Source organism: Pandoraea oxalativorans (assembly GCF_000972785.3).
Taxonomy (GTDB): domain Bacteria; phylum Pseudomonadota; class Gammaproteobacteria; order Burkholderiales; family Burkholderiaceae; genus Pandoraea; species Pandoraea oxalativorans.
The window spans coordinates 641,398-665,256 of sequence record NZ_CP011253.3 but is presented as its reverse complement, the minus strand read 5'-3'; the positions used below and the strand labels follow the sequence as shown (position 1 = coordinate 665,256).

Genomic DNA, 23,859 nt, shown 5'->3' with positions numbered 1-23,859 from the left:
TTGTCGAGTTTTGTCGCCAGGCAATACCAGCGCAACGGAACTCGTTACACTCGCGCAATCTCCCTTCAGCATCCACATGTCCGCCCGCATCCTTCTCGTTGAAGACGACGCCCGTCTGTCCGCCCTGGTTTGCGGCTACCTTCAGAAGCACGGCTATCAGGTCGAATGCGTGCTCGATGGCGCACGTGCCGTGCAAACGATCCTGCGCCGCCGCCCCGATCTGGTGATTCTCGACGTCAATCTTCCAGGCAAGGACGGCTTCGAGATCTGTCGTGAAGCGCGCGCGCAGTACCGCGGCATCGTCATCATGGTGACGGCGCGCGACGAGGAATTCGACGAAGTGCTGGGGCTGGAGCTGGGGGCGGACGATTACGTTCACAAACCGGTGGAGCCGCGTGTGCTGCTCGCCCGCATCAAGGCGCAACTGCGTCGCAACGAACACCTGATTCCCGCGAGCAACGCCCCCGAGAGCATTACGCTCGGCCGGTGCCGCATCGACCGGGGCACCCGGTCCGTCACGCTGCCGAACGGCAAGCAGCCCGACCTGACCTCCGCCGAATTCGATCTGCTCTGGGCACTGGCCTGCTCGGCGGGCGAAGTGGTGACGCGCGACACGCTGGTGCGCCACTTGCGCGGCGTGGAGTTCGACGGCATCGACCGCTCGGTCGACGGCGGCATCTACAAACTGCGACGCAAGCTCAACGACGACCCCACCGCGCCGCAGTGCATTCTGACGGTGCGCGGCAAGGGCTATCAACTCAACAAATCCTGCTGGGACTGACCCGGCACGACCTCACGACCGGCCAGCCCGGCGCACATCATGCCCGCCAACCCTTTCCAGCCGTATCGATACTGCCGGCTGCGGTGGCAGCGATTTCGCCGTTCATGGACGGACACGCGCGCCGACCGGCGTCCCAGTTGGTCGCGGCTCTTCGTGCGCACGTACACGAAGCTACTGGGGCTTTGTCTGCTGGTGCTCGTCATCCCGGCGTTCTTCATCGTGCTTGACGCACCGGACAGCGCATGGCTCACGCGTCTGGGGACGGCGCACTTTCTGGTCCCCGCGATACTCAGCACGCTGCTGTTGCCCGCCATCGTCGCGTATCGGTGGATGCGTCCGGTCTGGGTCGATCTCGTCATGGTGCGCGAGCGCGCCATCGACTTCAGCGGCGGCCGCTTCCATACGCGTGCGAAGGAGTCGTACAGCGTCATCATCGGTCCACTGGCGCGCACGCTCAACGCACTGGCCGAGCGCATGGAGAAACTGATCGCCACGCAGCGCGACCTGACCAACGGCATCTCGCACGAACTGCGCACACCGCTCGCGCGCCTGCGCTTCGCGTTGGAGATACTGCGCGACCCGACGTCGCCTGCCGACGCGTGTGAGCAAGCGCTGGCGAGCATCGATCTGGACGTGACCGAACTCGACGAACTCATCGACATGAGTCTGACCTTCGCTCGGCTGGAATACAGCTCGCTTCAGTCGAATCTGGAAACCACGTCCGTTGCGCACTGGTTTGCGAATCAGGTGCGCGACGCCTCCCTGCTCTACGCCGAGCGCGACATCACGCTGGAGTGCAATCTCGCGCCGTCGTATCAGGTCGTCATGGACAAGCGGCTGATGGCGTACGCGATGCGCAATCTGCTGCGCAATGCGAGCCGATATGCGCGTTCGCGCATCGTCGTCGGGATGCAGTTGCGCCACGGGAACGTCGGCATCTACGTGGAAGACGATGGCCCCGGTATTGCGCCGGACGACCGCAAACGCATCTTCGACGCGTTCGTGCGACTCGACCGCCACACGGGCGGATACGGGCTCGGGCTCGCCATCACGGAGCAAGTCATGCGGGCGCACAACGGCAACGTTGCCGCCACGGATCCGGTCACCCTCGGCGGGGCACGCTTCGAAATCAGTTGGCCCGCCGTGGCAACCGCCGGTTCGCCCTCGGTGACGTCTTAGGCCAACTCAGTACGTTCGTCCCAACTGGAAGTAGATGTTGTTACGTCCGCCCGGCGCGAACGCCACGCCGAAGTAGATCGGACCGAACGACGTGGTGAGCGCGGAGAAGACGGTGACGCTGCGCTTGAGCGTACCGCTCCCGAACGCATCGTCCACGGACCACACATTGCCCGCTTCAAGGCTCACCCCGACGAACAGCCGCCGGATCGGCGACGCGCTGAACGACGCAATCCGGTTCATGTACGTGATGTTCCCGTACATCATGGAATTGCCCGCCAACTGATCGGCAGCGTACGCGGACAAGTGCTGGAAGCCGCCGAGCGTGAAGCCGAGCGGGTTCGTCACGTTCGTGCCGCCGAAGTTGTTGCCCGCCTCCATCGTGGCGCTTACGCTGTGGCGTCCGTAGCTCATCGCCACCATGCCCTTGCCGTACACCTCGGTATAGCTGTTGCTTCCCGCGAACAACGACCGCTCTGCGCGCAACTCCGTGAAATAACCGTGACGTGCGAATTGCGGATCGTCGAGCTGATCGATCACGAGCTTTGCGCGGGCGCTCAGCTGACGTCCGTAAATATCGGGGAAGAGTAGTTGACTGGTCGGAGACGCATCGTCGCCATCGCCAATCGGCAGGTTGTATTGCGGTACCGCCGTGCCGTGCGCATACGCCAGGCCGATACGGAAGTCGCCCAGCGTCGATATCGGCAAGCCGACGTCGACCCCGGCACGCTCCGTGGTGAGGCGGTATCGCGTCAGTCTGACGTCGCCCGAATCGTCGTACAGATTGGCGTGACGGCGCTGAATCTCCACGTAAGGCGCGATGTAGGCGCCCCACGGGTTCGCGAACGGTTGACGCAACTCGCCGTGAAACGCGAGGACGTCGCTGCCTAGTGTGGCGTCGGCGCGGGCTTCGAGACCGCTGCTCGTGAGCCACGGGCGGCGGTATCCGAGGTGCAGACGGAAGCTGCCTTCCTCCTTCGACGTCGCCGACAAGCCGAGGCCGAACAGCAGGAAGTTCGGTCCCCAGCGCTTCTCTTGCGCGGTGATGACGAGCTTGTGCTCGCCGTTCTCTTCCACCATTTGCTGCGTGACGCTCTCGAAATCGTCCTCATTGACGAGCGCCAGCAGGTCCTTGTTGACTGCGGCCGGGTCGTAGACGTCGCCCTCCTTCACATGCAGCGCCGCCCGGATGCGCTTCGCAGGCACCACGCCGCGCGAGTTGATCTCGACCTTGGTGATGCGTACTGCCTCGGCCGCAGTATTTCCATGCGCCGCGCGCCACGCGGCGTATTGCGCCGGACTCAGCGCGAGCCGCTGAAGCTGCGGCAGCGCAGCGCGTGCCGCGGCTTCGCCGGCGGCGATGCCTTGTGGTGCATTCTCGAAGTCGGTGAATGTCAGACGGCCCAGATCGGGTTGAATCAGCACGTCGGTCGAGCGAAGCTGCTCGCGCTGACGCGCGACGTTCTGGCGAATCAGAATGCCGACCATCTGCTGGAACACGTCCGCTGGCGACGACAGTGCGTTGAGCGGACGCAGCGGTGAGCCGATGTCCACGGCGATCACGACATCCGCCCCCATCGCGCGCGCCGTCTCGATCGGCAGGTTGCTGACGATGCCGCCGTCGACCAGCGTGCGGCCATTGACGTCTACCGGAGAGAAGAGACCGGGCAGCGCCATGCTCGCGCGAATGGCCTGCGGCAACGAGCCATGATCGAGCACGACCATCTGGCCGGTTTGCAAGTCGGCGGCAATCGCGCGGAACGGCACGGGAAGCTTGTCGAACGACACCGAGCCGCCGACGTTCGGCGTCCACTCCTGCAACAACGCCTGAAGCCGGTTGCCATGCACCAGCCCCGAAGGCAGCTGGAAGCCGTTGGGACCAAAGCCGAGGGAAAAGCTGTCGACGTAGTAGCGCTCGTCTTCGCGCTGCGACTGCGGAAGATCGCTACGGTCGGTGATGTCGAACGCCACGTCCGCGAGGTTCACGTGTTCAAGCCGCGCACGCATGTCGGTCGCACTCAGGCCGCTCGCGTACAAGCCGCCGACAACTGCGCCCATGCTCGTCGCTGCGACGCAGTCCACCGGAATCCGATTGTCTTCGAGCACCTTGAGCACGCCGAGGTGCGCGTAGCCTCGCGCGCCGCCACCGGACAACACCAGCCCGACGGACGGGCGTCCCGGATCGCCGCCTTCGACGCGGCAGATCGTGCCGGGTGCGGCGGACGCAGTACCCGCCGTCGACGTTGCAGCCCGTGCCGCCGGGGTGAGCAAGACGAACAGCCCACCGAGCAGCAGGCATGCGCCGAGCCAGCGAAAACCGTCCCCGTCGCGCAAATGAAGTTTGGGGAAACGGCTCATGGCTTACGGGGGGATTTGGGAAAACCGCAAGAATACCTGCTTTCCGTTTCACCTAATGGACCCGATCCCACGAATCACGTGTGGAGGATCTTTCGGACGGGAAAGGTACAGAGAGAGGGCCTCACGGCCCGATTCGACGGGGGCGAACTAGCTCGCCAGACATTTGAACAACAGGCGCAATGGCCCGACATCCGGCGCGACGGCCAGACGGGGCAGAAGGAAGGGGTCGTCGTCACGGTCGGCCCGAGCGCGTCGCGTGGTCGTGGCGTTGCGATACCCGGCGCGCTCGACGATGTCGCGCACGTGTCGGGTGACGTTGCCGTACGGGTAGCAGAACGCCTCGATGTTCGTCCCGCAAATCGATTCGAGCTGGTGCTTGGCGCCGACGATTTCTGCCGCGGCGTCGTCCAGCGTCAAATCCGGCAACGACACGTGATTGAGCGTGTGCGCGCCGACTTCATGCCCGCGACGCATCCACGTGAGGAGCCTGTCGCGGTCCATGAGCGGCGCGGGGGACGCGACGAGATGTGCGTCCCAGTGATTCGTGCCGCCCAGATGATCCGCCACGAAATAGCAGGTCGCCGTGAAGCCCACCGAATCGAGCACCGGCATCGCGTGATCGAAGACGTTCTGAAAGCCGTCGTCGAACGTGATGCCGAACACTTTGGCGCGTCCCGGCGCACGAAGATACGACTGAAGCTCGCCCATGCTCAGGCCCTGATAGCCGAAGCGGCGAAGCCCGGCCATTTGCGACGCAAACGTATCGGGATCGACGCACAGCCCCCGCAGCGGATTGTCGCGCGGTGGCACTGCGCAAATCTGGTGATACATCAGAATCGGAACCGACATGGCGATGGACTCAGGTGGCTCGATTCTGATGGCGTCTCTGTCGACGCAATGCAACGCCTGGCCACTGACGCAACGGGAGATCCGCTCGCGGCGGGTGTTGGGGCCGGACGCTGGCGGCAACGGCGTCCAGATACACGCCGTAGGTCGCCTCGACGAAATCGTCGAAATCGAACTCGGTCCGTCCCTTCATCCGCGCCATGTGCCCCATGTGCCGCATGCGCTCCGGTTTGTCGGCGATGTGCATCAGCACGTTGGCGATGGCTTGCGGATCGCGCGGCGGCACAATCCAGCCGTCCACCCACGGGGTGACGTTTTCCGGCAGTCCGCCGACCTTCGTCACGAGACTCGCGCAGCCAGCGGCCATCGCTTCCCGGCACGCGTACGACAGGCTCTCGTGATAGGAGAGGACGAACGCGATATCGGTCGCCGCAAGCAGATGGTGGACGTGATTGATCGGGCCCGTGAAGAGGATCTGCGCATCGAGACCGCACGCCTCGACCATCGCACGTTGCTCGATGCTCGGCTCGGTGCCCGCGAGCCAGACGCGAAAGCGCCGGCGTGTCGCTTCGGGCAGCAGCGTGAGCGCCATGACGAGGTCGGCCCAACCCTTCGCCGCGCCGGTGCCTGCCGCGCTACCGAGCACGATGCTGTCGTCGGCACTTGCACCGAGCAGGGCCGAGCGACGGCGCAGGCGCTCCTCCTCGTTAAGCGGCGCTGTCCCCGGCGAACGCACGCCATGTTTGACGACCACGATGTTCGGATAGGACGACTCGCGTCTGAGCATCTTGCGCACATAATCGCTCACGGCGATGGTCCGGCTCGTGCCGAAGCTTGCGCGTAGCCAGTTGCCCAACGAGTTGGCGGGATAGGTGTTGTGCTTGGTGAAGACAATTTCGGGGCGCACCGCGAGTCCGGTGACGGCGAGCATGACCTGACGATGATCGGGCGAGCCGTTGACGTGCACGACGTCGAAGCGGTGCTCACGAATCAGACGACGCAAACGCAGCGTCTCGCGCCAGAAGCGATACCAGCGCGGTTTGAAGTCGATGTCGACCGACGTGACGCGCGCCAGCCGTTTGATCTGCTCACCGAGCCAGCTACCGGGGGGTGTAGCGACGGTGACCTCATGGTCGCGGCTCATGGCGAGCGCGAGTTCCCGGACGTAGGTGTCCTGCCCGCCGCCGCAGCCGACGTGAAAGTTGGTGTAAAGAATCTTCATGCGTTCCGGCCCGATGGTGTCTCCACGAATGGTAGAGAGACCGGGGTCGGCACGGTGTCGAGACGCAATGACTTTTGTTTCGTTTTGTCGCCGGGCGTGTGGACCTATGGACGCATAGACGTAAAAAAACCCGGCAGCGCAACGCTTGCCGGGTTTTGTCGACGGGCGCGATGTCGCCCGGTCGTCTCGACTTAGAACGGAATATCGTCGTCCATGTCGTCGAAGCCGCCGCCGGACTGCTTGGCCGGGGCTTGCTGACGTGCACCGCCACCGCCGCCACCACCGCCACGCGAGTAACCGCCGCCACCGCCTTCGTCGCCACCACCGCCACCGCCGCGCGAGTAGCCGCCACCGCCGCCACCTTCACCGCCGCCGCTACGGCCACCCAGCATCTGCATCTGGTCAGCCACGATTTCCGTGCTGTAGCGCTCCGTGCCGTCCTGCGCCTGGTACTTGCGCGTACGGATACGGCCTTCGATGTACACCGACGAGCCCTTCTTCAGGTACTCGTTGACGATCTCCGCCAAACGGCCGAAGAACGACACACGGTGCCATTCCGTCATTTCCTTGAATTCGCCGGACTGCTTGTCCTTGTAACGGTCGGTCGTCGCCAGACGAATGTTCGCAACCGCATCGCCGCTCGGCATGTAGCGGACTTCGGGGTCGGCACCCAGATTGCCGACCAGAATCACTTTGTTGACTGATGCCATAAATCTTTCTCCGGTATTGCTGAAATCCGATCAGGATTGACGAGGCGCAGGCGTCCTCATCGGTGCGGCGATTATAAGCCACACGAAAGCCCCGGCTGCGCAAGTCAGGAAGATTGCGTTTTGACCGTAGTGGGTCATCAGAAAACCCCCTAGGGCCCCACCGCAGAAAAGGCCGAGTGCCTGAGTCGTGTTGTACACCCCGACGGCCGCACCTTTACGCTGTCCCGGCGCCAGCTTCGACACCAGCGACGGCTGCGACGCTTCGAGCACATTGAAGCCCAGGAAGTACACAAACAACACCACGGCAATCACACCGACCGTCGGCGGCAATCCGCCCAACGCGACCTGCGCGATAGCCACGAGCGCAATCGCCGAGAGCAGCACCGCCTTCATCTTGCCCCGCTTTTCGGCAGCAATGATCGCAGGCACCATCGCGACGAACGACAATCCCATCACCGGCAGATAAATCTCCCAGTGCTGCGCCACCGGCAATCCGGCCGCGACCAGCATGCGCGGCATCGCCACGAAGAGCGCCGTCTGCGTGGCATGCAGCACGAACACGCCGAAGTTCAGACGCAGCAGTTCCGGGTTATGCAGCACTTCCGAGAACGGCGCAGGTCCGGCCTTGGCATGGACGGGCGGCGTGGGCACCACCCACAGCACTACGAAAATCGCCAGCACCGCGAGTATGCCGATGGCCGAGAACAAGCCGCTCATGCCCAACCAGTGATACAGGAACGGCGCGCACACAATGGCCACGGCAAACGACACGCCGATGCTGCCACCGATCATGGCCATTGCCTTGGTACGGTTCGCGTCGCTCGTCAGATCCGCCACGCAGGCCATGACCGCCGACGAGATCGCCCCGGCGCCCTGAATCGCGCGGCCGACGATGATCCACGTCAGATCGTGCGCCATCGCCGCCACCAGCGAGCCGATTGCGAACACGATCAGGCCGAAGACGATGACCGGCTTGCGTCCGAGACGATCGGACGCCCATCCGTACGGGATATAGAGCAGGGATTGCGTCAGACCGTAGATACCGATGGCCAGGCCGACGAGGAAGGTGTCGTTGCCGCCCGGAATCGTCTGCGCGAAGACCGAGAACACCGGCATGATCAGGAACAGCCCGAGCATGCGCAATGCAAAAATCCCCGCGAGCGACGCGCTGGCGCGCACTTCTAGCGGGGTCATGCGGCCCCCTCGGCCGCGTGTCGAGGCAGGAGATGCGGAAGTCACGGAATCAGTCGACATTACGTCCTGAGAGATAAAAAAGCGCTTGCGGCCTCGGAATTGTCTGATGTTTGCATTCGGACGACGGGGTGTTTCGCCGCGCCCGACGGGTTCGCGCACGAGCCCCGGTCAGGTCCGGAATGCCTGACAGGCCCGACAAGATGGCCGGACGCCAGCCTCTGGAAATCGGGCGGTTCGTCCCCATCTGCCTCCCATGCCGCATCGGCGCCCGAGGCAGCCCGTCAGCAGGGATCGGCCCCGGCAATCAAACTTAGGTATATTAGCAGGTTTAGCCGCCCTGATTTCCCCCCAGCGGCCCGCCCGACCGCTCCCGCCGCCTGCTGCGTCGATGCCCGGCCAACGCCGTGTCGACGCGGTCCGACGTCCCGGGAAACTCAGGCTCTTGGGGGCCGGAAACCGCCCCGCGACAATTCGCCGCGCGGCTTCCTCGGCGACGACCCGGAACCGTCAATGGAAACCATTCGTATTCGTGGGGCTCGTACCCACAACCTCAAGAACGTCAATCTCGACCTGCCCCGTCACCAACTCGTGGTGATCACCGGCCTGTCGGGCTCCGGCAAGTCGTCGCTCGCCTTCGATACGCTGTACGCGGAAGGTCAGCGGCGCTATGTCGAAAGCCTGTCGGCGTATGCCCGTCAGTTCCTGCAACTGATGGAAAAGCCTGACGTCGACCTCATCGAAGGGCTTTCGCCAGCGATTTCGATTGAACAGAAGGCCACGTCGCACAACCCTCGCTCGACCGTCGGCACGGTCACCGAAATTCACGACTATCTGCGTCTGCTCTATGCACGCGTAGGTACGCCGTACTGCCCCGATCACGGACTGCCGCTCGAATCGCAAAGCGTTTCGCAAATGGTCGACGCCGTGCTCGCGCTGCCCGAAGACACCAAGCTCATGATCCTCGCGCCGATCGTCGTCGATCGTAAGGGCGAGCATGCGGACCTCTTCGAATCGATGCAGGCGCAGGGCTTCGTGCGCTTTCGTATCCGCTCGGGCGGCGGCGCGGCCAACGAAGGCAAGGCGCGCGTGTACGACATCGAATCGCTGCCCAAGCTCAAGAAGACGGAAAAACACTCCGTCGATGTGGTCATCGACCGCATCAAGGTGCGCGCCGATCTGAAGCAACGTCTGGCAGAGTCGTTCGAGACGGCGCTGCGTCTGGCCGACGGCCGCGCGATTGCGCTGGAAATGGATACCGACAAGGAACACGTCTTCAGTTCGAAATTCGCGTGCCCGGTGTGCTCGTATTCGTTGCAGGAACTCGAACCGCGTCTGTTCTCGTTCAACAATCCGATGGGCGCGTGCCCGACCTGCGATGGTCTGGGACAGATGACGTTCTTCGATCCGAAGCGCGTCGTCGCCTTCCCTGCCCTGTCGCTCGCGTCCGGCGCGATCAAGGGCTGGGACCGACGCAACCAGTTCTACTTCCAGATGCTGCAAAGCCTCGCGGCGTTCTACGACTTCGAAGTCGACACGCCCTTCGAGGAAATGCCCGAAGAGACGCAGAAGATCGTGCTTTACGGCTCCGGCGAGCAGGAAATTCCGTTCACCTACGTGAACGAGAAGGGCCGCACGTCGGTACGCTCGCACGCCTTCGAAGGCATCATCCCGAACCTTGAGCGACGCTATCGCGAAACCGACTCGGTCGCCGTGCGCGAAGAACTCGCCAAGTATCAGAACAACCGCGCCTGCCCGGATTGCGAAGGCAGTCGCCTGCGTCGCGAGGCGCGCTTCGTCAAAGTGGGCGAAGACAAGCAGGCACGCGCCATCTACGAGATCGGCAATCTGCCGCTGCGCGAAACGCTCGGCTACTTCCACGAACTGGTGCTGCACGGCGCGAAGCGCGAGATTGCCGACAAGATCGTCAAGGAAATCGTGGCGCGTCTCACGTTCCTGAATAACGTCGGTCTCGACTACCTCTCGCTCGAACGCAGCGCCGATACGCTCTCGGGCGGCGAGGCGCAACGGATTCGTCTCGCGTCGCAGATCGGCTCGGGCCTGACGGGCGTGATGTACGTGCTCGACGAGCCGTCCATCGGCCTGCATCAACGCGATAACGACCGCCTCATCGGCACGCTCAAGCATCTGCGCGATCTCGGCAACTCGGTGATCGTGGTCGAGCACGACGAGGACATGATTCTCGCGAGTGACTACGTCGTCGACATGGGACTCGGCGCGGGCATTCACGGCGGCACCGTGATTGCGCAGGGTAGCCCCGAGCAAATCGAGAACGCCGCGGAATCGCTCACGGGTCAGTACCTCTCGGGCGCACGACGCATCGAAGTGCCGACCGAGCGCCGCGCACCGGGCGAGGACTATCTGCGCATCGTCGACGCCACGGGCAACAATCTGAAGAACGTCAATCTGGACCTGCCGGTCGGCCTGCTGACGTGCGTGACGGGCGTCTCCGGCTCGGGCAAGTCCACGCTCATCAACGACACGCTGTATCACGCCGTTGCACGCCATCTGTATGGCTCGTCGGCCGAGCCGGCGCCGTACGAGCAGATCGATGGGCTGGAGCATTTCGACAAGGTCATCAACGTCGACCAGTCGCCCATCGGACGCACGCCGCGCTCGAACCCGGCCACCTACACGGGGCTCTTCACGCCGATTCGCGAACTGTTCGCCGGTGTGCCTGCCGCCAAGGAGCGTGGCTACGACCCGGGCCGCTTCTCGTTCAACGTGAAGGGCGGACGCTGCGAGGCCTGTCAGGGCGACGGCGTCATCAAGGTCGAGATGCACTTCCTGCCGGACGTGTACGTGCCGTGCGACGTCTGCCACGGCAAGCGCTACAACCGCGAAACGCTCGAAGTTCAGTACAAGGGACGCAACATCTCGGAAGTGCTCGACATGACGGTCGAGCAGGCGCACGAGTTCTTCAAGCCGGTACCGGTCGTCGCGCGCAAGTTGAAGACGCTGCTCGACGTCGGTCTGGGCTACATCCGTCTCGGTCAGTCGGCCACCACGCTATCGGGCGGCGAGGCGCAGCGCGTGAAGCTCTCGCTCGAGCTGTCCAAGCGCGACACGGGCCGCACGTTGTATATCCTTGACGAACCGACCACGGGCCTGCACTTCCACGATATCGAACTGCTGCTCACGGTGATTCACCGGTTGCGCGATCAGGGCAACACGGTCGTCATCATCGAACACAATCTCGACGTGATCAAAACGGCGGATTGGGTGATCGACCTCGGGCCGGAAGGCGGCGCAGGTGGCGGGCAGATCATTGCGCAGGGCACGCCCGAGCAGGTCGCAGCGAGCAAGGCCAGCTTCACCGGCAAGTATCTGGCACCGTTGCTCAAGCGCGGCAAGTAAGCTTTATCGGAAAAGGACGTCATCTCATGGAACCGCGCTCTGGCTGGACTCCGGACCGGAACTTCTGGGTCGAAGCCGCAAGCTATGTCTTCGCAGCGGCGGCCCTCTGGCTGATCCTCAGCATCCACCTGCTGTCGGCAGTATTGGCGGGCATGGTGGTGTATCAGCTCGTCCATGTGCTGGGGCCGCGCCTGCAATTGCGCATCTCGAGCGAGCGGGCACGGCTGGTCGCCGTGGCGCTGCTCTCGGCCCTTATCGTCGCCCTCATGACGGCGCTGGTGTTCGGCGTCATCAGCTTCTTGCGCAGCGACGCAGGGCACCTCGAACACATCAATGGCCGCATGATGGAAGCGATCGAGCAGGCGCGCTCGCAACTGCCGATGTGGGTGACCGATCGTCTCCCTGCGGATACCGAAGACATCCATCAGGCCGTAACCGAGTTCCTGAAGGATCACACGCAGGAGATGTCGCTCGTCGGCAAGGAAGCGCTGAACGCGATGGTGCACATCATCGTCGGGCTGGTGCTCGGTGCGCTCGTGGCGCTGTCGAGCGTGCGTCCGGTGCAGCACATGCGTCCGCTGGCCGCCGCCCTCACCCGCCGCGTGACCCTCTTCGGCGACGCCTTCCGTCGCATCGTCTTCGCGCAGGTGAAGATCTCGCTCATCAACACGGTTTTCACGGCCATCTTCCTGATCGGTATCTTGCCGTTGTTCGGCATCCATTTGCCGCTGCGCAAGACGATGATCGTGGTGACGTTCGTGGTCGGCCTGCTGCCGGTCGTCGGCAATCTGATCTCCAACACGTTCATCGTGGTGCTCGGCCTGTCGGTGTCGCTCTACGTGGCGATCTCGGCGCTGATCTTCCTGATCGTCATTCACAAGCTCGAATATTTCCTGAACGCACGCATCGTCGGCACGCAGATTCAGTCGCGCGCCTGGGAATTGCTGCTGGCCATGATCGTAATGGAGGCCGCATTCGGGTTACCGGGGCTGATCGCCGCGCCCATCTACTACGGCTATCTCAAGAGCGAACTGGCGGAGAAGAAGCTCGTCTGAGCGCCTAACGGCACACGACTACGCTCGCTGCCCGACGTCTCAATCGAGACGGAACGGCACCGGGCGTACTTTTTAACCTCAATTTGACATTTCGTCACTCAATGACATAATGTCAAATCATGAAATCCACCAAAGTTTCCACCACGGGCAAGCTCGACGAGAACACGCTGCTGTTGCGTGAGGGACGCAAGATCGTCGAAGCGCTCGGTCAGACCTTCGCACCGCTCGTGGAAGTGGTGCTGCACGACCTGACCGATCCCGACCATGCCATCGTGGCCATCGCCAACAATTTGTCAGGCCGCGAGCCAGGCGACGCCGTCACGGAGATGGGGCTCGCACGTATCGCCGACCCGGCGTTCCCCGAAGTCATCGCGAATTACGCCAATCGGTTTCCCGATGGGCGTCCGGCCAAGAGCACGTCCATCGGGCTGAAGAACAGCGAGGGCGAATACGTCGCCGCCATCTGCCTGAACATGGACATTTCGATGCTGGCGGCAGCGGCCGCGAGCGTCCAGCAGTTGGTGAGCGTGCCGAATCAGGCACCGGCCACCGTCAGCGAGACGCTTGCGAGCCGCCGTCTCGACGACATCCGCCCGCTCATCGCCGACTTCGCCGCGCAGCGCAACACCACGCCGCAGGGCCTGACGCTCGCGCAACGCCGCGAGGCGATCCGTCTGATCGAGGCGCGCGGTCTGCTGGACCTGCGTCACGCGCATGCCGAAGTGGCGCGCACGCTGGGCGTCGCCCGTTCGACCGTCTACACCTATCTCTCCGACTCGAAAGGTTCCTCATGACTACCCCCACGTTGGCGATCACGTATGGCGATGTCGTCGCCGCTCACGACCGAATTCGCGAAGCGGCGCACCGCACGCCGGTACTCACGTCGCGCACGGCCGACACCATGACCGGCGCCCGCCTGTTCTTCAAGGCGGAGAATTTCCAGCGCATGGGCGCGTTCAAGTTTCGCGGCGCGTACAACGCGATTTCCCAGTTCACGGCGGAGCAGAAGCGCGGCGGTGTGCTGGCATTCTCGTCGGGTAACCACGCGCAGGCCATCGCGTTGTCGGCCCGCGAACTGGGCGTGCCCGCCGTCATCCTGATGCCGCAGGACGCCCCGCAAATGAAGATCGACGCCACGCGTGGGTACGGTGCGGAAGTGATTCTGTTCGATCGCTACAAGGAAGATCGCGAAGCGCTGTCGACGCGTCTCGCGGCAGAGCGCGGCATGACGCTGATCCCGCCGTACGACCATCCGCATGTGATGGCCGGTCAGGGTACGGCCGTCAAGGAACTGATCGAAGACGCGGGTGAGCTCGACATGCTGCTGGTGTGTCTGGGCGGTGGCGGGTTGCTCTCGGGCAGCGCCGTCGCGGCGCGCGCGCTCAATCCGAATATCGAGATTTACGGCGTGGAACCGGAGGCCGGTAACGACGGGCAGCAGAGTTTCCGCACTGGCGAAATCGTTCACATCGAGACGCCCCGCACCATCGCCGACGGCGCGCAGACGCAGCATCTCGGTCAGTACACCTTCCCGGTGATCCGCTCGCTGGTGAACGATATCCTGACCGTAACCGACGATGAACTCGTGCAGACGATGAAGTTCTTCGCGAGCCGCATGAAGATTGTGGTCGAGCCGACGGGCTGTCTCGCAGCCGCCGCCGCGATGCAGGGCAAGGTCGACGTTCGTGGCAAGCGCGTGGGCGTCATTCTGTCCGGCGGCAACGTCGATCTTTTACGTTTTGCAAAACTTGCGCTCGGGGAGGCCGTATGAGCACGCAGGAACGAGGTATCGAATCGGTGAACGTACCGACATTGCAACCGCCGCGAGGCCACTATTCGCACGGGGTTTGCGCGAATGGTTTCGTCTTCGTCTCGGGACAGTTGCCGATCACGCCGGAGGGCGAACGCCTGGTCGGCGCGCCGTTCGCCGAGCAGGCGAAACAGGCGCTGGAGAACGTGGCGGCCATCCTTGCCGCCTGCGGCACCAGCGTCAGCCGTCTGGTGCAGGTGCGCGTATACATCACGAATGTCGACGACTGGGGTCCGTTCAACGAGGTCTACGCCGAGTGGGCGGGCGATGCGAAGCCGGCGCGCTGCGTGGTCCCGGTGCCAGCGCTCAGTCACGGTGTTGCCGTGGAAATCGAGGCGACGGCACTGGCGGGATGAAACTTGCGATGAATCCCGGGAATTCGAGGCGGGCTGGCCGATCAGACCGGTACACTTCGCTCCACGCATTCCTAAGTTCATCGAAACATGACGACCCCCGATTTCCCGACACCGACACGCGCGCCCTCCGATGCCCCCCTGCCTCCGTCTGCGCCGCTGACTCAGCAGCGTATCGACGACGAACCGCTGCGGCTGGCCACGAGCTTTAACGACATCTTCGTCGTCATCGCTTCGTGGCTGCTCTCATTCGGCACGGTGTGGCTCACGGCGTCGCTGCCTTCGTGGCTGCAGATGCTCATCGCCGCCGCCATCACGTGGGGACTCTCGGAGATCTTCGTGCGGCGCCGCCGCATGGCGCTGCCCGCGCTCTGCTTTTCGTTCAGCTTTGTGAGCACGGCCGCCATGCTCGGTTTCGGGAACGCTTCGTTGCTGCATCAGGGCGGAGAAAGCGTGCGTGCATCGATGAGTGGGTGGACGCTCGTCGGCACCTGCGTCTGCACCGCCCTCGGTGCCGCCCTCTTCTGGTGGCGCTTCCGGGTGCCCGCCGTGATCGCCATGGGCGTGGCCGGTGTGGTCGCCGTCGTCTGGGCGCATGTGCTGGTACTGACCGAGAACGATGGCTGGCTGCTGGTGGCGAATGTCGTCGTCGGGCTGGCGATCTTCGTCTGGGCGCTGCGCTGGGACGCACAGGATCCGCAACGCACGACCATCCGCTCCGATGTCGCTTTCTGGCTTCACCTGCTCGCTGCCTGCATGGTCACGCATCCGATCTTCTGGATGCTCGCACCGAACCATCCCGGCGCGGTCATCGCCGTGTTCGTGCTGCTCACGGCCGTGTCGCTCGCCATTGACCGTCGTGCACTAATGCTGTCGTCGCTGCTGTACGTCATGAGCGCAATCCTGCGCATGTTCATGACGCCCGCCGCGAACGGCGACGAACCCTACGCGCACGCCAGCATGTCGCTGCCAGCCACGGCGGTGATCGTCGGCGGTGTGCTGCTGTTGCTGTCGGTGTTCTGGCAACCGTCGCGTCGGGCCGTACTGCGCCTGTTGCCCTCGGCGTGGCGCGCGAAACTGCCGCACTGACGCGCGTCTCACGTCAAAAGCAGGTCGACAAACGAAAAATGGCCGCGCCGGAGCTTCCCGGCGCGGCCATTTTTCATCTCATCCGCATCACTGGATCGTCACGCGCTCCAGCACCAACATGAAGTGGTCGAGCGATGGCGTCTTCATGCCTGCGATCTTCGCGCGGTCGTCCCACCGACGCAGTCGAAGCGCCGCCTCGGCATGCTCGCGCGCGAGAAACGTCTTCGCTTCCTCATCGCTGAACACACCGCCTTGCAGCGCGAGACTGCGCACCGAATCCACCGATAGCTTGCCGTAATACGCCGGATCGATCGCGCAAAGGCAACGCTTGGCGTCTACGTGCAGACGAATCGGATCGAGGACGGCGTCGCCGAACAGCGGCCTGAGGAACGGCAGTGCAGAGTATTGATGCAGATCGTCGATGCCGCGCTCGGTGGGCGTTTCGCCCTGAAGATTGAGCAGGTGGCCGAGATCGTGGAGGAAACTGGCAGCGACGAGCGCCTCGTCGGCGCCCTCGCTCTCTGCAAGCGCGCCGCTTTGCAGCGCGTGCTCCAGTTGGGTGACGGGTTCGCCGCTGTATGCGATCGAACCGAATTTATCGAACAGGGTGCGGATGTCCGGCAGGCTCAGGGCCATCGTGAGAACTCTCGTTGTCGTCGCGAGATTCGGGGCCAGCCCCGGCAGCGGCCGTCGCGACATCGGCAAACGCCGCCAGTTTCGACGCCTTCGGTTCCTTCGGCGTCTTCATGTCCTTATTGTCCTTGCCTTCCTTGCCTTCCTTGCCGTCCTTCGCGTCCTTCGCGTCCTTCGGCTTGTCGCGCATGCGACTCTTGCGCAGTGCGCCTGCGTCGTCGAGCACCGGATACGCCGTCGAACAGAACAGCGAGTTCAGACGCTTCATGTCGCTGATGATGTCCAGATGCAGCGACGACGTCTCGATACTTTGCACCGACTGGCCCGCCAGACGATTCAGGTGGGTGTACGAATACGCGCGCTCCAGATCGCGGAAGCTTTCCTTTTCGGCCATCAGCCGCTGCGCGCTGCGCAGATCGGTATTCAGGAACACCGACAAACCGAGTTGCAGGTTCGTCACCAACCGCGCGTGCATGTCGCAAATCTCCTGCAAGCCCGCCTCCGAGAACGACAGCTTGTGCGAGATCTTCTTTTCCTCGACCTCCACCACCATGCGCTCGATGATGTCGCCCGCATGCTCCAGATTGATGGTGAGCGAGATGATGTCCGTCCAGCGGCGGCTATCCTGCTCGCTGAGGTTTTCGCGCGACACGCGCGTCAGGTACAACTTCACGGCGGTGTAGAGATGGTCGACGTCGTCGTCCATACGACGCGTTTCTCGGGCGCGCGCCACATCGTTGCTCTTGATGACGTCAAGCAAACCGTTGAGCATCTGCTCGATGAGGTCGCCCATGCGCAACGTTTCGCGCGTGGCATTGGCCAGCGCCACCGAAGGCATTTCCAGGGCGCTCTCGTCCAGGTGACGCACACGCGTCACGCCATCGGCTTCCGGCTTTTCGGCCAACAGGCGCACGCACAGACGTGCCATCGGCTCGGTGAACGCGAGGCAAACAAGGCAGCGAACGAGGTTGTACAGCACGTGGAAGTTGACGACGGCTTGTGCGGGGGCGTCCGAAAGCCAGCTCACCAGCACCGGCGCGTAGTCGACGAACGGCAGCACGATCAGGCAGCCGATCAGTTTGAAGATGAGGCTGCCGAACACCACACGACGGCCCGCCGCGTTCTGACCGGCCGACGTCAGCATCGCAAGCATGCCGCTGCCCAGATTCGCGCCGATCACCAGACATAGCGCCACTTTGAGCGAGATGACGCCGGACGACGCCAGCGTGGCCGTCAGCAGCACGGCCGCGAGGCTCGAATACGACACCATCGCGAAGAGCGCACCGATCAGCGTGTCGAGCATCACGTCGCCCGTGAGCGAGCCGAACAGCACCTTCACCCCGGCGGCTTCGGTCATTGGCGTGGTCGCGCCTACGATGAGTTGCAACGCCAGGATGATCAGCCCAAGGCCGATAGACACGCGGCCCAACTGGCCTGCGCGGGTTTGTTTTCGCGAGAGGAAGAAGATGACGCCGAAGAAGATCAGCAGCGGCGACAGCCAGTGCAGATCGAACGTCAGGATCCGCGCCATGACGGCGGTACCGACGTCCGCACCCAGCATGATCGACAGGGCGGGGGCCAGCGCGATCAGCCCCTGTGCGCCGAACGACGACACGATGAGCGCCGTCGCGTTACTGCTCTGCACGAGGCCCGTGACGAGCACGCCCGCCGCAAAGGCGAGGAAGCGGTTCGAGATGCTGTGCGACAGAATGCGTCGCAGGTCGGCGCCGTAGACGCGCAGGACCCCGGTACGCACAATGTGCGTCCCCCAGATCAGCATCGCCACGCCGGAAAGTAGGTTGAGCAGTGTCAGCATGCCAGTGTTCCGTGATCTTATTGTCGACGGGACAGGCCGCGCTTCGCGCCGCCAACATGACGCGTCCACTGGTTTGCCAAACCGGCATCCCGCGTCAGTCCAACACTGGCGTCGGGATGCGTATGAAGTTCACGCGTCATGCGTATCCCCAATCGATACACCGTACACCAATTTGACCAGCGCAACAATCCTGTCATCAAATTGTCACAAATTTTGCGCTGGTTCTGCTACGCCTCGCTCAGACGCCCCACGGCAAGGTGAAGGTCTTGGTGTTCGTGAAGCTTTTCATCGCCTCCTGAACCCCTTCCTTATAGCCCAGCCCGGAGTCCTTGATACCGCCGAACGGCGTCAGTTCGATGCGATATCCCGGCACTTCCCACACGTTGACCGTCCCGACCTGCAATTCGTTGGTAAAACGCGTCACATAATCAAGGCGGTTCGTGCAGACGCCGGACGACAGGCCGAACGCGGTGCCGTTGGAGATGGCGATCGCTTCGTCGATGCTGCCGAACGTGATGATCGGCGACACCGGCCCGAAGGTCTCTTCGCGCACCACCGTCATCTTCGGATCGACGCGATCGATCACCGTCGGCGAGTACAGCGCACCGTCGCGCTTGTTGCCGACCAGCAGACGCGCGCCCTGCGACACCGCTTCGTTCACACGCGACTCGAACAGGCGCGCGGCCGCTTCGTCGATCACCGTGCCCATGTCGTTGTCGCCATCGGCCGGATCGCCGTACTTCCACGCACGGGTCTTCTCGACCACGAGTTCGGTGAACCGTGCGGCGATGTCCTTGTGCACCAGCATGCGCTTGACCGCCGTGCAACGCTGCCCCGAATTCTTGTACGACCCTTGCACTGCGAGATCGGTGGCACGCTCCAGATCGGCGTCCTCCATCACGATCAGCGGGTCGTTGCCGCCCAGCTCCAGCACGATGCGGCGATAGCCCGCCTTGGACGCGATGTACTTGCCGATCGACACGCCGCCCGTGAACGTGATCATGTCGATGTTCTCGTTCGTGATCAGCTCGTCGGCAATCTCCATCGGATCGCCCGTGATCACTTGCAGCATCTCCGGCGGCAGACCGGCTTCATAAAGTGTGTCGGCCAGATAGTAGGCAGAAAGCGGCACCTTCTCGGACGGCTTGAGCACCATCCGGTTATTCGTTGCAATCGACGGCGCGACCTTGTGCGCCACCTGATTCATGGGGTGATTAAACGGCGTGATGGCCGAAATCGCACCCAGCAGCGGCTCGCGCTGCGTGACCACACGGCGCTTCTTGCCGTGCGGCGTGAGATCGCAGGAGAACGCCTGTCCGTCGTCCTTGAGCGCTTCGCCTGCGGCGAAACCCAGCACGTCGGCGACGCGGCCGATTTCGTAGATGGCGTCTTTCTTGCACAGCCCCGACTCCATCGTGATGATGGCCGCGGCTTGCGCCGTGCGTGCGCGCAACAGTGCGGCCGCCTTCTCCAGAATGTTGGCGCGCTCGAATCGCGTGAGCGTGGAGCGGTACTGCTTGGCAATCGAGAACGCGCGACGCACATCGTCGAGCGAGGCCTTCGGCACGGTGCCGACCAGATCGCCCGAATACGGATTGAACACTTCGATGATCCGTTCGCGGGTCACTTTTTCGCCACCGATGCGAAGCGCTTCGGCGCGGAACTCGGGGTGCAGCTTGTGCGGCGCGTTCATGGGGTTCTCCACTGCGTCTCCAACTGGACAGGGGCCGGGACGTGCAAACGTTCTGAGGTTTTCACGACGCTGGCGCTAATGCTCTGCTCTTGGGCCGGACGTCAACCCGACAGGGCCGAATGCGGCTTAATGCGGCTCAATGCGGCTCAAACGTGATTGAGCGCCACATCGAGGATGTCGAAGTTGCGAAGTCGCGCCTTGCCCGGAATCCCTTCGGTCTTGCGATTGAAGAGCAACGGCACCGTCTGCTCCGAGATACCGCCGTGCGAGCGCAGCGGCACCGTCAGCCCCGACAGATCGTGGCGGCTTGCGCTGGTGCCCAGCACGACGGACTGGTCGCTCACGACCACCAGATCGCCCACGCGATCGGGCGGCAACTCGAAGCGTGCGCAGGCTTCGGCGTTGGTCAGCACCACTTCAATGCCGGGCAGTGCGGCGATGCGTGCGCGGATGGCGTCGCGGTCCGCGTCGTTCGGCAGGTAGATCGTGGCGTAGGAACCGAGCGCACCGTGGTGCACCACGTACGGGTCGGTAATCGGCAGGATCACGCGCGCACCGCCCGCGTCCACGCCCTTGCCGAACCAGTCGTCGAGCAGGTCTTGCAGATAGATGACGTTGGGCTGGCCGGTCTTCGGATCGTGCTTGGCGTTCATGCCGTGATCGGCCGTCAGCCCGATGACCGCGCCGAGTTCGTCCATTCGCGCGAGGTACTTGTCCATCATCGCGTAGAAGGCGTTCGCGCCGTCCGTGCCCGGGGCCCACTTGTGCTGGATGTAATCGGTCGTCGAGAGATACATCAGATCGATGTGACGCGTCTCGAGCAGGCGCACGCCCGCCGCGAACACGAACTCCGAGAGTTCTGCGCTGTAGACGTCCGGCACAGGCATGCCGACGAGCTCGACCACGTCTTCGATACCGTTCTCTTCCAACGTGACCTGATCGGCCTTCTCCGACGAGAAGCAGATGCCCTTCATGCGATAGCCGAGCAACTTGCGCAGCTTGTCCTTGGCGGTCACGACGGCAAGGCTCGCACCGGCGTCGGCCGCTGCTGCAAACACGGTGCCCGCGCGCAGGTAGGCGGGGTCGTTCATCATGACTTCCGCACCACGACCGCCGTTGGCAGCCGGGTCGAAAAAGTAGTTGCCGCAGATACCGTGCACGGCGGGGGGCGCGCCGGTCACGATCGACAGGTTGTTCGGGTTGGTGAACGACGGCACGACACAGTCGCCCTGGAAGACGGCGCCCTCGGCGAGCAAACGCTTCAGATAGGGCGCGACGCCAGCGGCGGCAGCGGCTTCGATGTATTCGAACTGGCAGCCGTCGACGCATACGATCACGGTCGGTTGCTTCGGCAGGCGGTACTGACGGCCGTTCACTTGAATCTGTGCGGGCTGGTTCACGTCGGTTCTCCTCAATAACCACTCGGTTGACCGTAATGGGCATCGCGCTTCGTGCGATGGCCTGCATGCGGCCGAAATATCAACAAGACAAATCTTCAGGCCCTCAAGGGCGTTGCGCCGATTGCGCTCAGCCCGCCTTCGCCTGTGGGGCCGCCCCCGATGCACCGGGCGCACGCGCGAGCATTTCGCGAATACGCGTGCGGCCTCGCACCAAGTGGTCGCGCGTGACTTGCGCGGCACGCTCGGGATCGCGCGACGCAATCGCGCTCACGATGTCCCGATGCTCGCGCTCCGACTTCGGCGGTGCGGACGCGTCGCCCGTGAGCGCTTCGTGACGGAACAAGCTCAGTTCCTTGACCAGACGGCGATACGTCTCCAGCAACTTGCGGTTACCGACCATCTCGACGAGCGCATCGTGAAACGCCAGGTTCAGCCGGTAATAGCCCTCGCTGTCGCCGTTTTCCACCGCCTGATGCATCGCCTCGACGGATTCACGCAAGCGCGTGAGTTGCTCGGACGTGATCCCCTCGGCGAGCGTGCGCGCGACGTACTCGTCGAGCACCCCACGCAGCGCGTAAATCTCTTCGGCTTCTTCAATCGAGATGACCCGCACGAACACGCCGCGATTCTTTTCCGTGCGCAGCAGTCCGGCTTCTTCGAGCGCCCGGAACGCTTCGCGCACCGGACCGCGCGACACACCCAGGCTGCCCGCGACCTCGATCTCGTTAAGCTTGGTCCCGGGCGTGAGCGTGCCCGCCATGATCTGACGCTCGATTTCGTGCTGGACCAGCGTGGTGAGCGACTGGCTCTGCAACAACTCGATTGCGGTTGGCGACGTGGGCTTCGGAGTCATACCGGCCTTTCCTTTTCAAAACAGTGCTCTGGACATTGATGCCATCGCGCGACGTCGGCGCCCCAGCGCCGGACCACAAACCGATACGCCGTCGGCGTTTGGCAATTTGTGGCATCACGTGATTATTTTTGTTGTTGACATTCAAGCACAGCAATTTGTAGATTGTCAACAAAACACATCCGACGTTGCAGACAGATTTTGCAAAACCGTCGGGATGAGTCGGTTGCGGCAACGACAAAACCCTATCTGGATCAACGATTTCCATACTATTGGAGGTATTTGACGAACAGATGACAAAAGCCACGGGTTTCAAGAAAACGACATAATTTGCCAATAATATGCAACAAATCGCCTCACAGAAGGCTGTCGAGTGTACTTACCACGCGACCCTGATCGCGACCCACAGGAGCCATCCATGAATTCATCCTTGCGCCGTGCCATGCGTGCTGCCGCCGTCCTCGCTGCGGGACTCGTCTGCGCTGCACAGGCCGGTCACGCGCTCGCAAAGACCACGCTGACCGTCTATACCGCGTGGGAAGTCGAGGTCATGCGTCCATACGCCGAAGCGTTTCAGAAGGCGAATCCGGACATTGAGATCAAGTACGTGCGCGACTCCACCGGCGTAGTCACCGCCAAGGTGCTCGCGGAAAAGGCCAACCCGCAGGCGGATGTGATCGCGGGGCTTGCCGCGTCGAGCCTGGAACTCATCAAGCAGGAGGGCTTGCTCACGCCGTACGCCCCGAAGGGTTTCGATCAGCTCACGCGCGCCTACAGCGACAAGGCGAATCCGCCCTCATGGGTCGGTCTCGACGTGTGGGGCGCGACCGTGTGCTTCAACACGGTGGAAGCGGCCAAGCGCAATCTGCCCAAGCCCACGTCGTGGGAGGACCTCGCCAAACCCGTCTACAAGGGGATGATCGTGATGCCCAACCCGGCCACGTCCGGCACGGGCTTTCTCGACGTCACGGCCTGGTTGCAGATGTTTGGCAAGGACGGCGGCTGGAAGTACATGGACGCGCTCGACAAGAACATCGTGAAATACACGCACTCGGGCTCGAAGCCGTGTCGTGACGCCGGCGCGGGCGAGTACCCCATCGGCATTTCGTTCGAATTCAATGCGCATCGCACCAAGGCGGCGGGCGCGCCGATCGATCTCGTATTCCCCAAGGAAGGGCTGGGCTACGACATCGAAGCGGCGGGCATCGTGAAGACGACCAAGAAGCTCGACGCCGCCAAGCGCTACATGGACTGGCTCGCGAGCAAGGAAGCCAACGAGATGTACGCGAAGGACTGGGCCATCGTGGCTTACCCGGGTGTCGCGAAGAAGTTCGACACCATCCCGGCCAACTACCAGGACATGCTCGTGAAGAACGATTTCACGGACATCGCGAAGAGCCGCGAGTCGGTGCTTGCCGAGTGGCAGAAACGTTACGGCGCGAAGTCGGAGAAGAAGTGACGACGTGATGACGCAGCGTGCGGCCCGCATCAAGTGCGC

Annotated in this window: 19 protein-coding genes; 9 read left to right on the top strand and 10 right to left on the bottom strand. The window is 63.2% G+C overall.

What is annotated here, in order from left to right; translation table 11 throughout:
* Positions 1-76 precede the first annotated feature (76 nt).
* Both MB84_RS03055 and MB84_RS03050 read left to right on the top strand, forming a co-directional pair.
* On the top strand, positions 77-781 hold the full coding sequence (locus MB84_RS03055; protein WP_046290710.1) for a response regulator: 705 nt from the start codon (positions 77-79) through the stop codon (positions 779-781).
* 39 nt (positions 782-820) lie between these two features.
* Positions 821-1,960, top strand: coding sequence for an ATP-binding protein (locus tag MB84_RS03050; protein WP_046290709.1), 1,140 nt, complete (start codon positions 821-823; stop codon positions 1,958-1,960).
* Positions 1,961-1,966: 6 nt separating this feature from the next.
* Here MB84_RS03050 and MB84_RS03045 read toward each other — a convergent pair whose 3' ends face one another.
* The 5 genes from MB84_RS03045 to MB84_RS03025 all read right to left on the bottom strand — a co-directional run bounded on the left by MB84_RS03045 (position 1,967) and on the right by MB84_RS03025 (position 8,287).
* Positions 1,967-4,315 carry a patatin-like phospholipase family protein gene (locus MB84_RS03045; protein ID WP_084009582.1) on the bottom strand — a complete coding sequence of 783 codons (2,349 nt, stop codon included), beginning with the start codon at positions 4,313-4,315 and terminating at the stop codon, positions 1,967-1,969.
* Positions 4,316-4,462: 147 nt separating this feature from the next.
* Entirely contained in the window at positions 4,463-5,164 is a 702-nt protein-coding gene (locus MB84_RS03040; RefSeq protein WP_046290708.1) for a polysaccharide deacetylase family protein, read from the bottom strand.
* 10 nt (positions 5,165-5,174) lie between these two features.
* Positions 5,175-6,383: a glycosyltransferase gene (locus MB84_RS03035; RefSeq protein ID WP_046290707.1), complete on the bottom strand. Its 1,209-nt coding sequence runs from the start codon at positions 6,381-6,383 to the stop codon at positions 5,175-5,177.
* 191 nt (positions 6,384-6,574) lie between these two features.
* Complete coding sequence (locus MB84_RS03030; protein WP_046290706.1) at positions 6,575-7,093, bottom strand: single-stranded DNA-binding protein; 519 nt, start codon at positions 7,091-7,093, stop codon at positions 6,575-6,577.
* A 30-nt stretch (positions 7,094-7,123) separates the two neighbouring features.
* Positions 7,124-8,287: an MFS transporter gene (locus MB84_RS03025; RefSeq protein WP_046290705.1), complete on the bottom strand. Its 1,164-nt coding sequence runs from the start codon at positions 8,285-8,287 to the stop codon at positions 7,124-7,126.
* A gap of 510 nt (positions 8,288-8,797) precedes the next feature.
* Here MB84_RS03025 and uvrA point away from each other — a divergent pair.
* The 6 genes from uvrA to MB84_RS02995 all read left to right on the top strand — a co-directional run bounded on the left by uvrA (position 8,798) and on the right by MB84_RS02995 (position 15,969).
* A complete protein-coding gene (gene uvrA, locus MB84_RS03020) occupies positions 8,798-11,662 on the top strand; it encodes an excinuclease ABC subunit UvrA (RefSeq protein ID WP_046290704.1) in 2,865 nt (954 codons plus the stop codon).
* A gap of 26 nt (positions 11,663-11,688) precedes the next feature.
* The gene (locus MB84_RS03015; RefSeq protein ID WP_046290703.1) at positions 11,689-12,717 is read left to right on the top strand and encodes an AI-2E family transporter; all 1,029 of its coding nucleotides are present in this window, start codon (positions 11,689-11,691) and stop codon (positions 12,715-12,717) included.
* A 119-nt stretch (positions 12,718-12,836) separates the two neighbouring features.
* Entirely contained in the window at positions 12,837-13,511 is a 675-nt protein-coding gene (locus MB84_RS03010) for a helix-turn-helix transcriptional regulator (RefSeq protein ID WP_046290702.1), read from the top strand.
* A complete protein-coding gene (locus tag MB84_RS03005) occupies positions 13,508-14,488 on the top strand; it encodes a threo-3-hydroxy-L-aspartate ammonia-lyase (protein WP_046290701.1) in 981 nt (326 codons plus the stop codon). Before MB84_RS03010 ends, MB84_RS03005 begins: the two co-directional genes overlap by 4 nt.
* The gene (locus tag MB84_RS03000) at positions 14,485-14,883 is read left to right on the top strand and encodes a RidA family protein (protein WP_046290700.1); all 399 of its coding nucleotides are present in this window, start codon (positions 14,485-14,487) and stop codon (positions 14,881-14,883) included. The genes MB84_RS03005 and MB84_RS03000 overlap by 4 nt, the downstream gene beginning before the upstream one ends.
* A gap of 87 nt (positions 14,884-14,970) precedes the next feature.
* Positions 14,971-15,969 (top strand): hypothetical protein, encoded by a 999-nt coding sequence (locus MB84_RS02995; protein WP_052652899.1) that lies wholly within the window; start codon positions 14,971-14,973, stop codon positions 15,967-15,969.
* 87 nt (positions 15,970-16,056) lie between these two features.
* On the opposite strand, the gene MB84_RS02990 is transcribed toward MB84_RS02995, so the two are convergent.
* The 5 genes from MB84_RS02990 to MB84_RS02970 all read right to left on the bottom strand — a co-directional run bounded on the left by MB84_RS02990 (position 16,057) and on the right by MB84_RS02970 (position 22,364).
* Entirely contained in the window at positions 16,057-16,605 is a 549-nt protein-coding gene (locus MB84_RS02990; protein ID WP_046290699.1) for a phosphonate degradation HD-domain oxygenase, read from the bottom strand.
* The gene (locus tag MB84_RS02985) at positions 16,565-18,418 is read right to left on the bottom strand and encodes a Na/Pi cotransporter family protein (RefSeq protein WP_046290698.1); all 1,854 of its coding nucleotides are present in this window, start codon (positions 18,416-18,418) and stop codon (positions 16,565-16,567) included. Before MB84_RS02985 ends, MB84_RS02990 begins: the two co-directional genes overlap by 41 nt.
* A gap of 238 nt (positions 18,419-18,656) precedes the next feature.
* Positions 18,657-20,111 (bottom strand): phosphonoacetaldehyde dehydrogenase, encoded by a 1,455-nt coding sequence (gene phnY / locus MB84_RS02980; RefSeq protein WP_046290697.1) that lies wholly within the window; start codon positions 20,109-20,111, stop codon positions 18,657-18,659.
* A gap of 146 nt (positions 20,112-20,257) precedes the next feature.
* Positions 20,258-21,511, bottom strand: coding sequence for a phosphonoacetate hydrolase (phnA, locus tag MB84_RS02975; RefSeq protein ID WP_046290696.1), 1,254 nt, complete (start codon positions 21,509-21,511; stop codon positions 20,258-20,260).
* Positions 21,512-21,638: 127 nt separating this feature from the next.
* Positions 21,639-22,364 carry a phosphonate utilization associated transcriptional regulator gene (locus MB84_RS02970; protein WP_046290695.1) on the bottom strand — a complete coding sequence of 242 codons (726 nt, stop codon included), beginning with the start codon at positions 22,362-22,364 and terminating at the stop codon, positions 21,639-21,641.
* A gap of 415 nt (positions 22,365-22,779) precedes the next feature.
* On the opposite strand from MB84_RS02970, the gene MB84_RS02965 reads away from it, so the two are divergent.
* Complete coding sequence (locus MB84_RS02965; protein ID WP_046290694.1) at positions 22,780-23,820, top strand: putative 2-aminoethylphosphonate ABC transporter substrate-binding protein; 1,041 nt, start codon at positions 22,780-22,782, stop codon at positions 23,818-23,820.
* The last annotated feature ends 39 nt before the right edge of the window (positions 23,821-23,859 follow it).

What these genes read in the sequence shown, in the direction of transcription:
- MB84_RS03055 (WP_046290710.1), top strand. Translation starts at nt 77, where the DNA reads ATGTCCGCCCGCATCCTTCTCGTTGAAGACGACGCCCGTCTGTCCGCC.
- MB84_RS03050 (WP_046290709.1), top strand. Translation starts at nt 821, where the DNA reads ATGCCCGCCAACCCTTTCCAGCCGTATCGATACTGCCGGCTGCGGTGG.
- MB84_RS03045 (WP_084009582.1), bottom strand. Translation starts at nt 4,315, where the DNA reads ATGAGCCGTTTCCCCAAACTTCATTTGCGCGACGGGGACGGTTTTCGC.
- MB84_RS03040 (WP_046290708.1), bottom strand. Translation starts at nt 5,164, where the DNA reads ATGTCGGTTCCGATTCTGATGTATCACCAGATTTGCGCAGTGCCACCG.
- MB84_RS03035 (WP_046290707.1), bottom strand. Translation starts at nt 6,383, where the DNA reads ATGAAGATTCTTTACACCAACTTTCACGTCGGCTGCGGCGGCGGGCAG.
- MB84_RS03030 (WP_046290706.1), bottom strand. Translation starts at nt 7,093, where the DNA reads ATGGCATCAGTCAACAAAGTGATTCTGGTCGGCAATCTGGGTGCCGAC.
- MB84_RS03025 (WP_046290705.1), bottom strand. Translation starts at nt 8,287, where the DNA reads ATGACCCCGCTAGAAGTGCGCGCCAGCGCGTCGCTCGCGGGGATTTTT.
- uvrA (WP_046290704.1), top strand. Translation starts at nt 8,798, where the DNA reads ATGGAAACCATTCGTATTCGTGGGGCTCGTACCCACAACCTCAAGAAC.
- MB84_RS03015 (WP_046290703.1), top strand. Translation starts at nt 11,689, where the DNA reads ATGGAACCGCGCTCTGGCTGGACTCCGGACCGGAACTTCTGGGTCGAA.
- MB84_RS03010 (WP_046290702.1), top strand. Translation starts at nt 12,837, where the DNA reads ATGAAATCCACCAAAGTTTCCACCACGGGCAAGCTCGACGAGAACACG.
- MB84_RS03005 (WP_046290701.1), top strand. Translation starts at nt 13,508, where the DNA reads ATGACTACCCCCACGTTGGCGATCACGTATGGCGATGTCGTCGCCGCT.
- MB84_RS03000 (WP_046290700.1), top strand. Translation starts at nt 14,485, where the DNA reads ATGAGCACGCAGGAACGAGGTATCGAATCGGTGAACGTACCGACATTG.
- MB84_RS02995 (WP_052652899.1), top strand. Translation starts at nt 14,971, where the DNA reads ATGACGACCCCCGATTTCCCGACACCGACACGCGCGCCCTCCGATGCC.
- MB84_RS02990 (WP_046290699.1), bottom strand. Translation starts at nt 16,605, where the DNA reads ATGGCCCTGAGCCTGCCGGACATCCGCACCCTGTTCGATAAATTCGGT.
- MB84_RS02985 (WP_046290698.1), bottom strand. Translation starts at nt 18,418, where the DNA reads ATGCTGACACTGCTCAACCTACTTTCCGGCGTGGCGATGCTGATCTGG.
- phnY (WP_046290697.1), bottom strand. Translation starts at nt 20,111, where the DNA reads ATGAACGCGCCGCACAAGCTGCACCCCGAGTTCCGCGCCGAAGCGCTT.
- MB84_RS02970 (WP_046290695.1), bottom strand. Translation starts at nt 22,364, where the DNA reads ATGACTCCGAAGCCCACGTCGCCAACCGCAATCGAGTTGTTGCAGAGC.
- MB84_RS02965 (WP_046290694.1), top strand. Translation starts at nt 22,780, where the DNA reads ATGAATTCATCCTTGCGCCGTGCCATGCGTGCTGCCGCCGTCCTCGCT.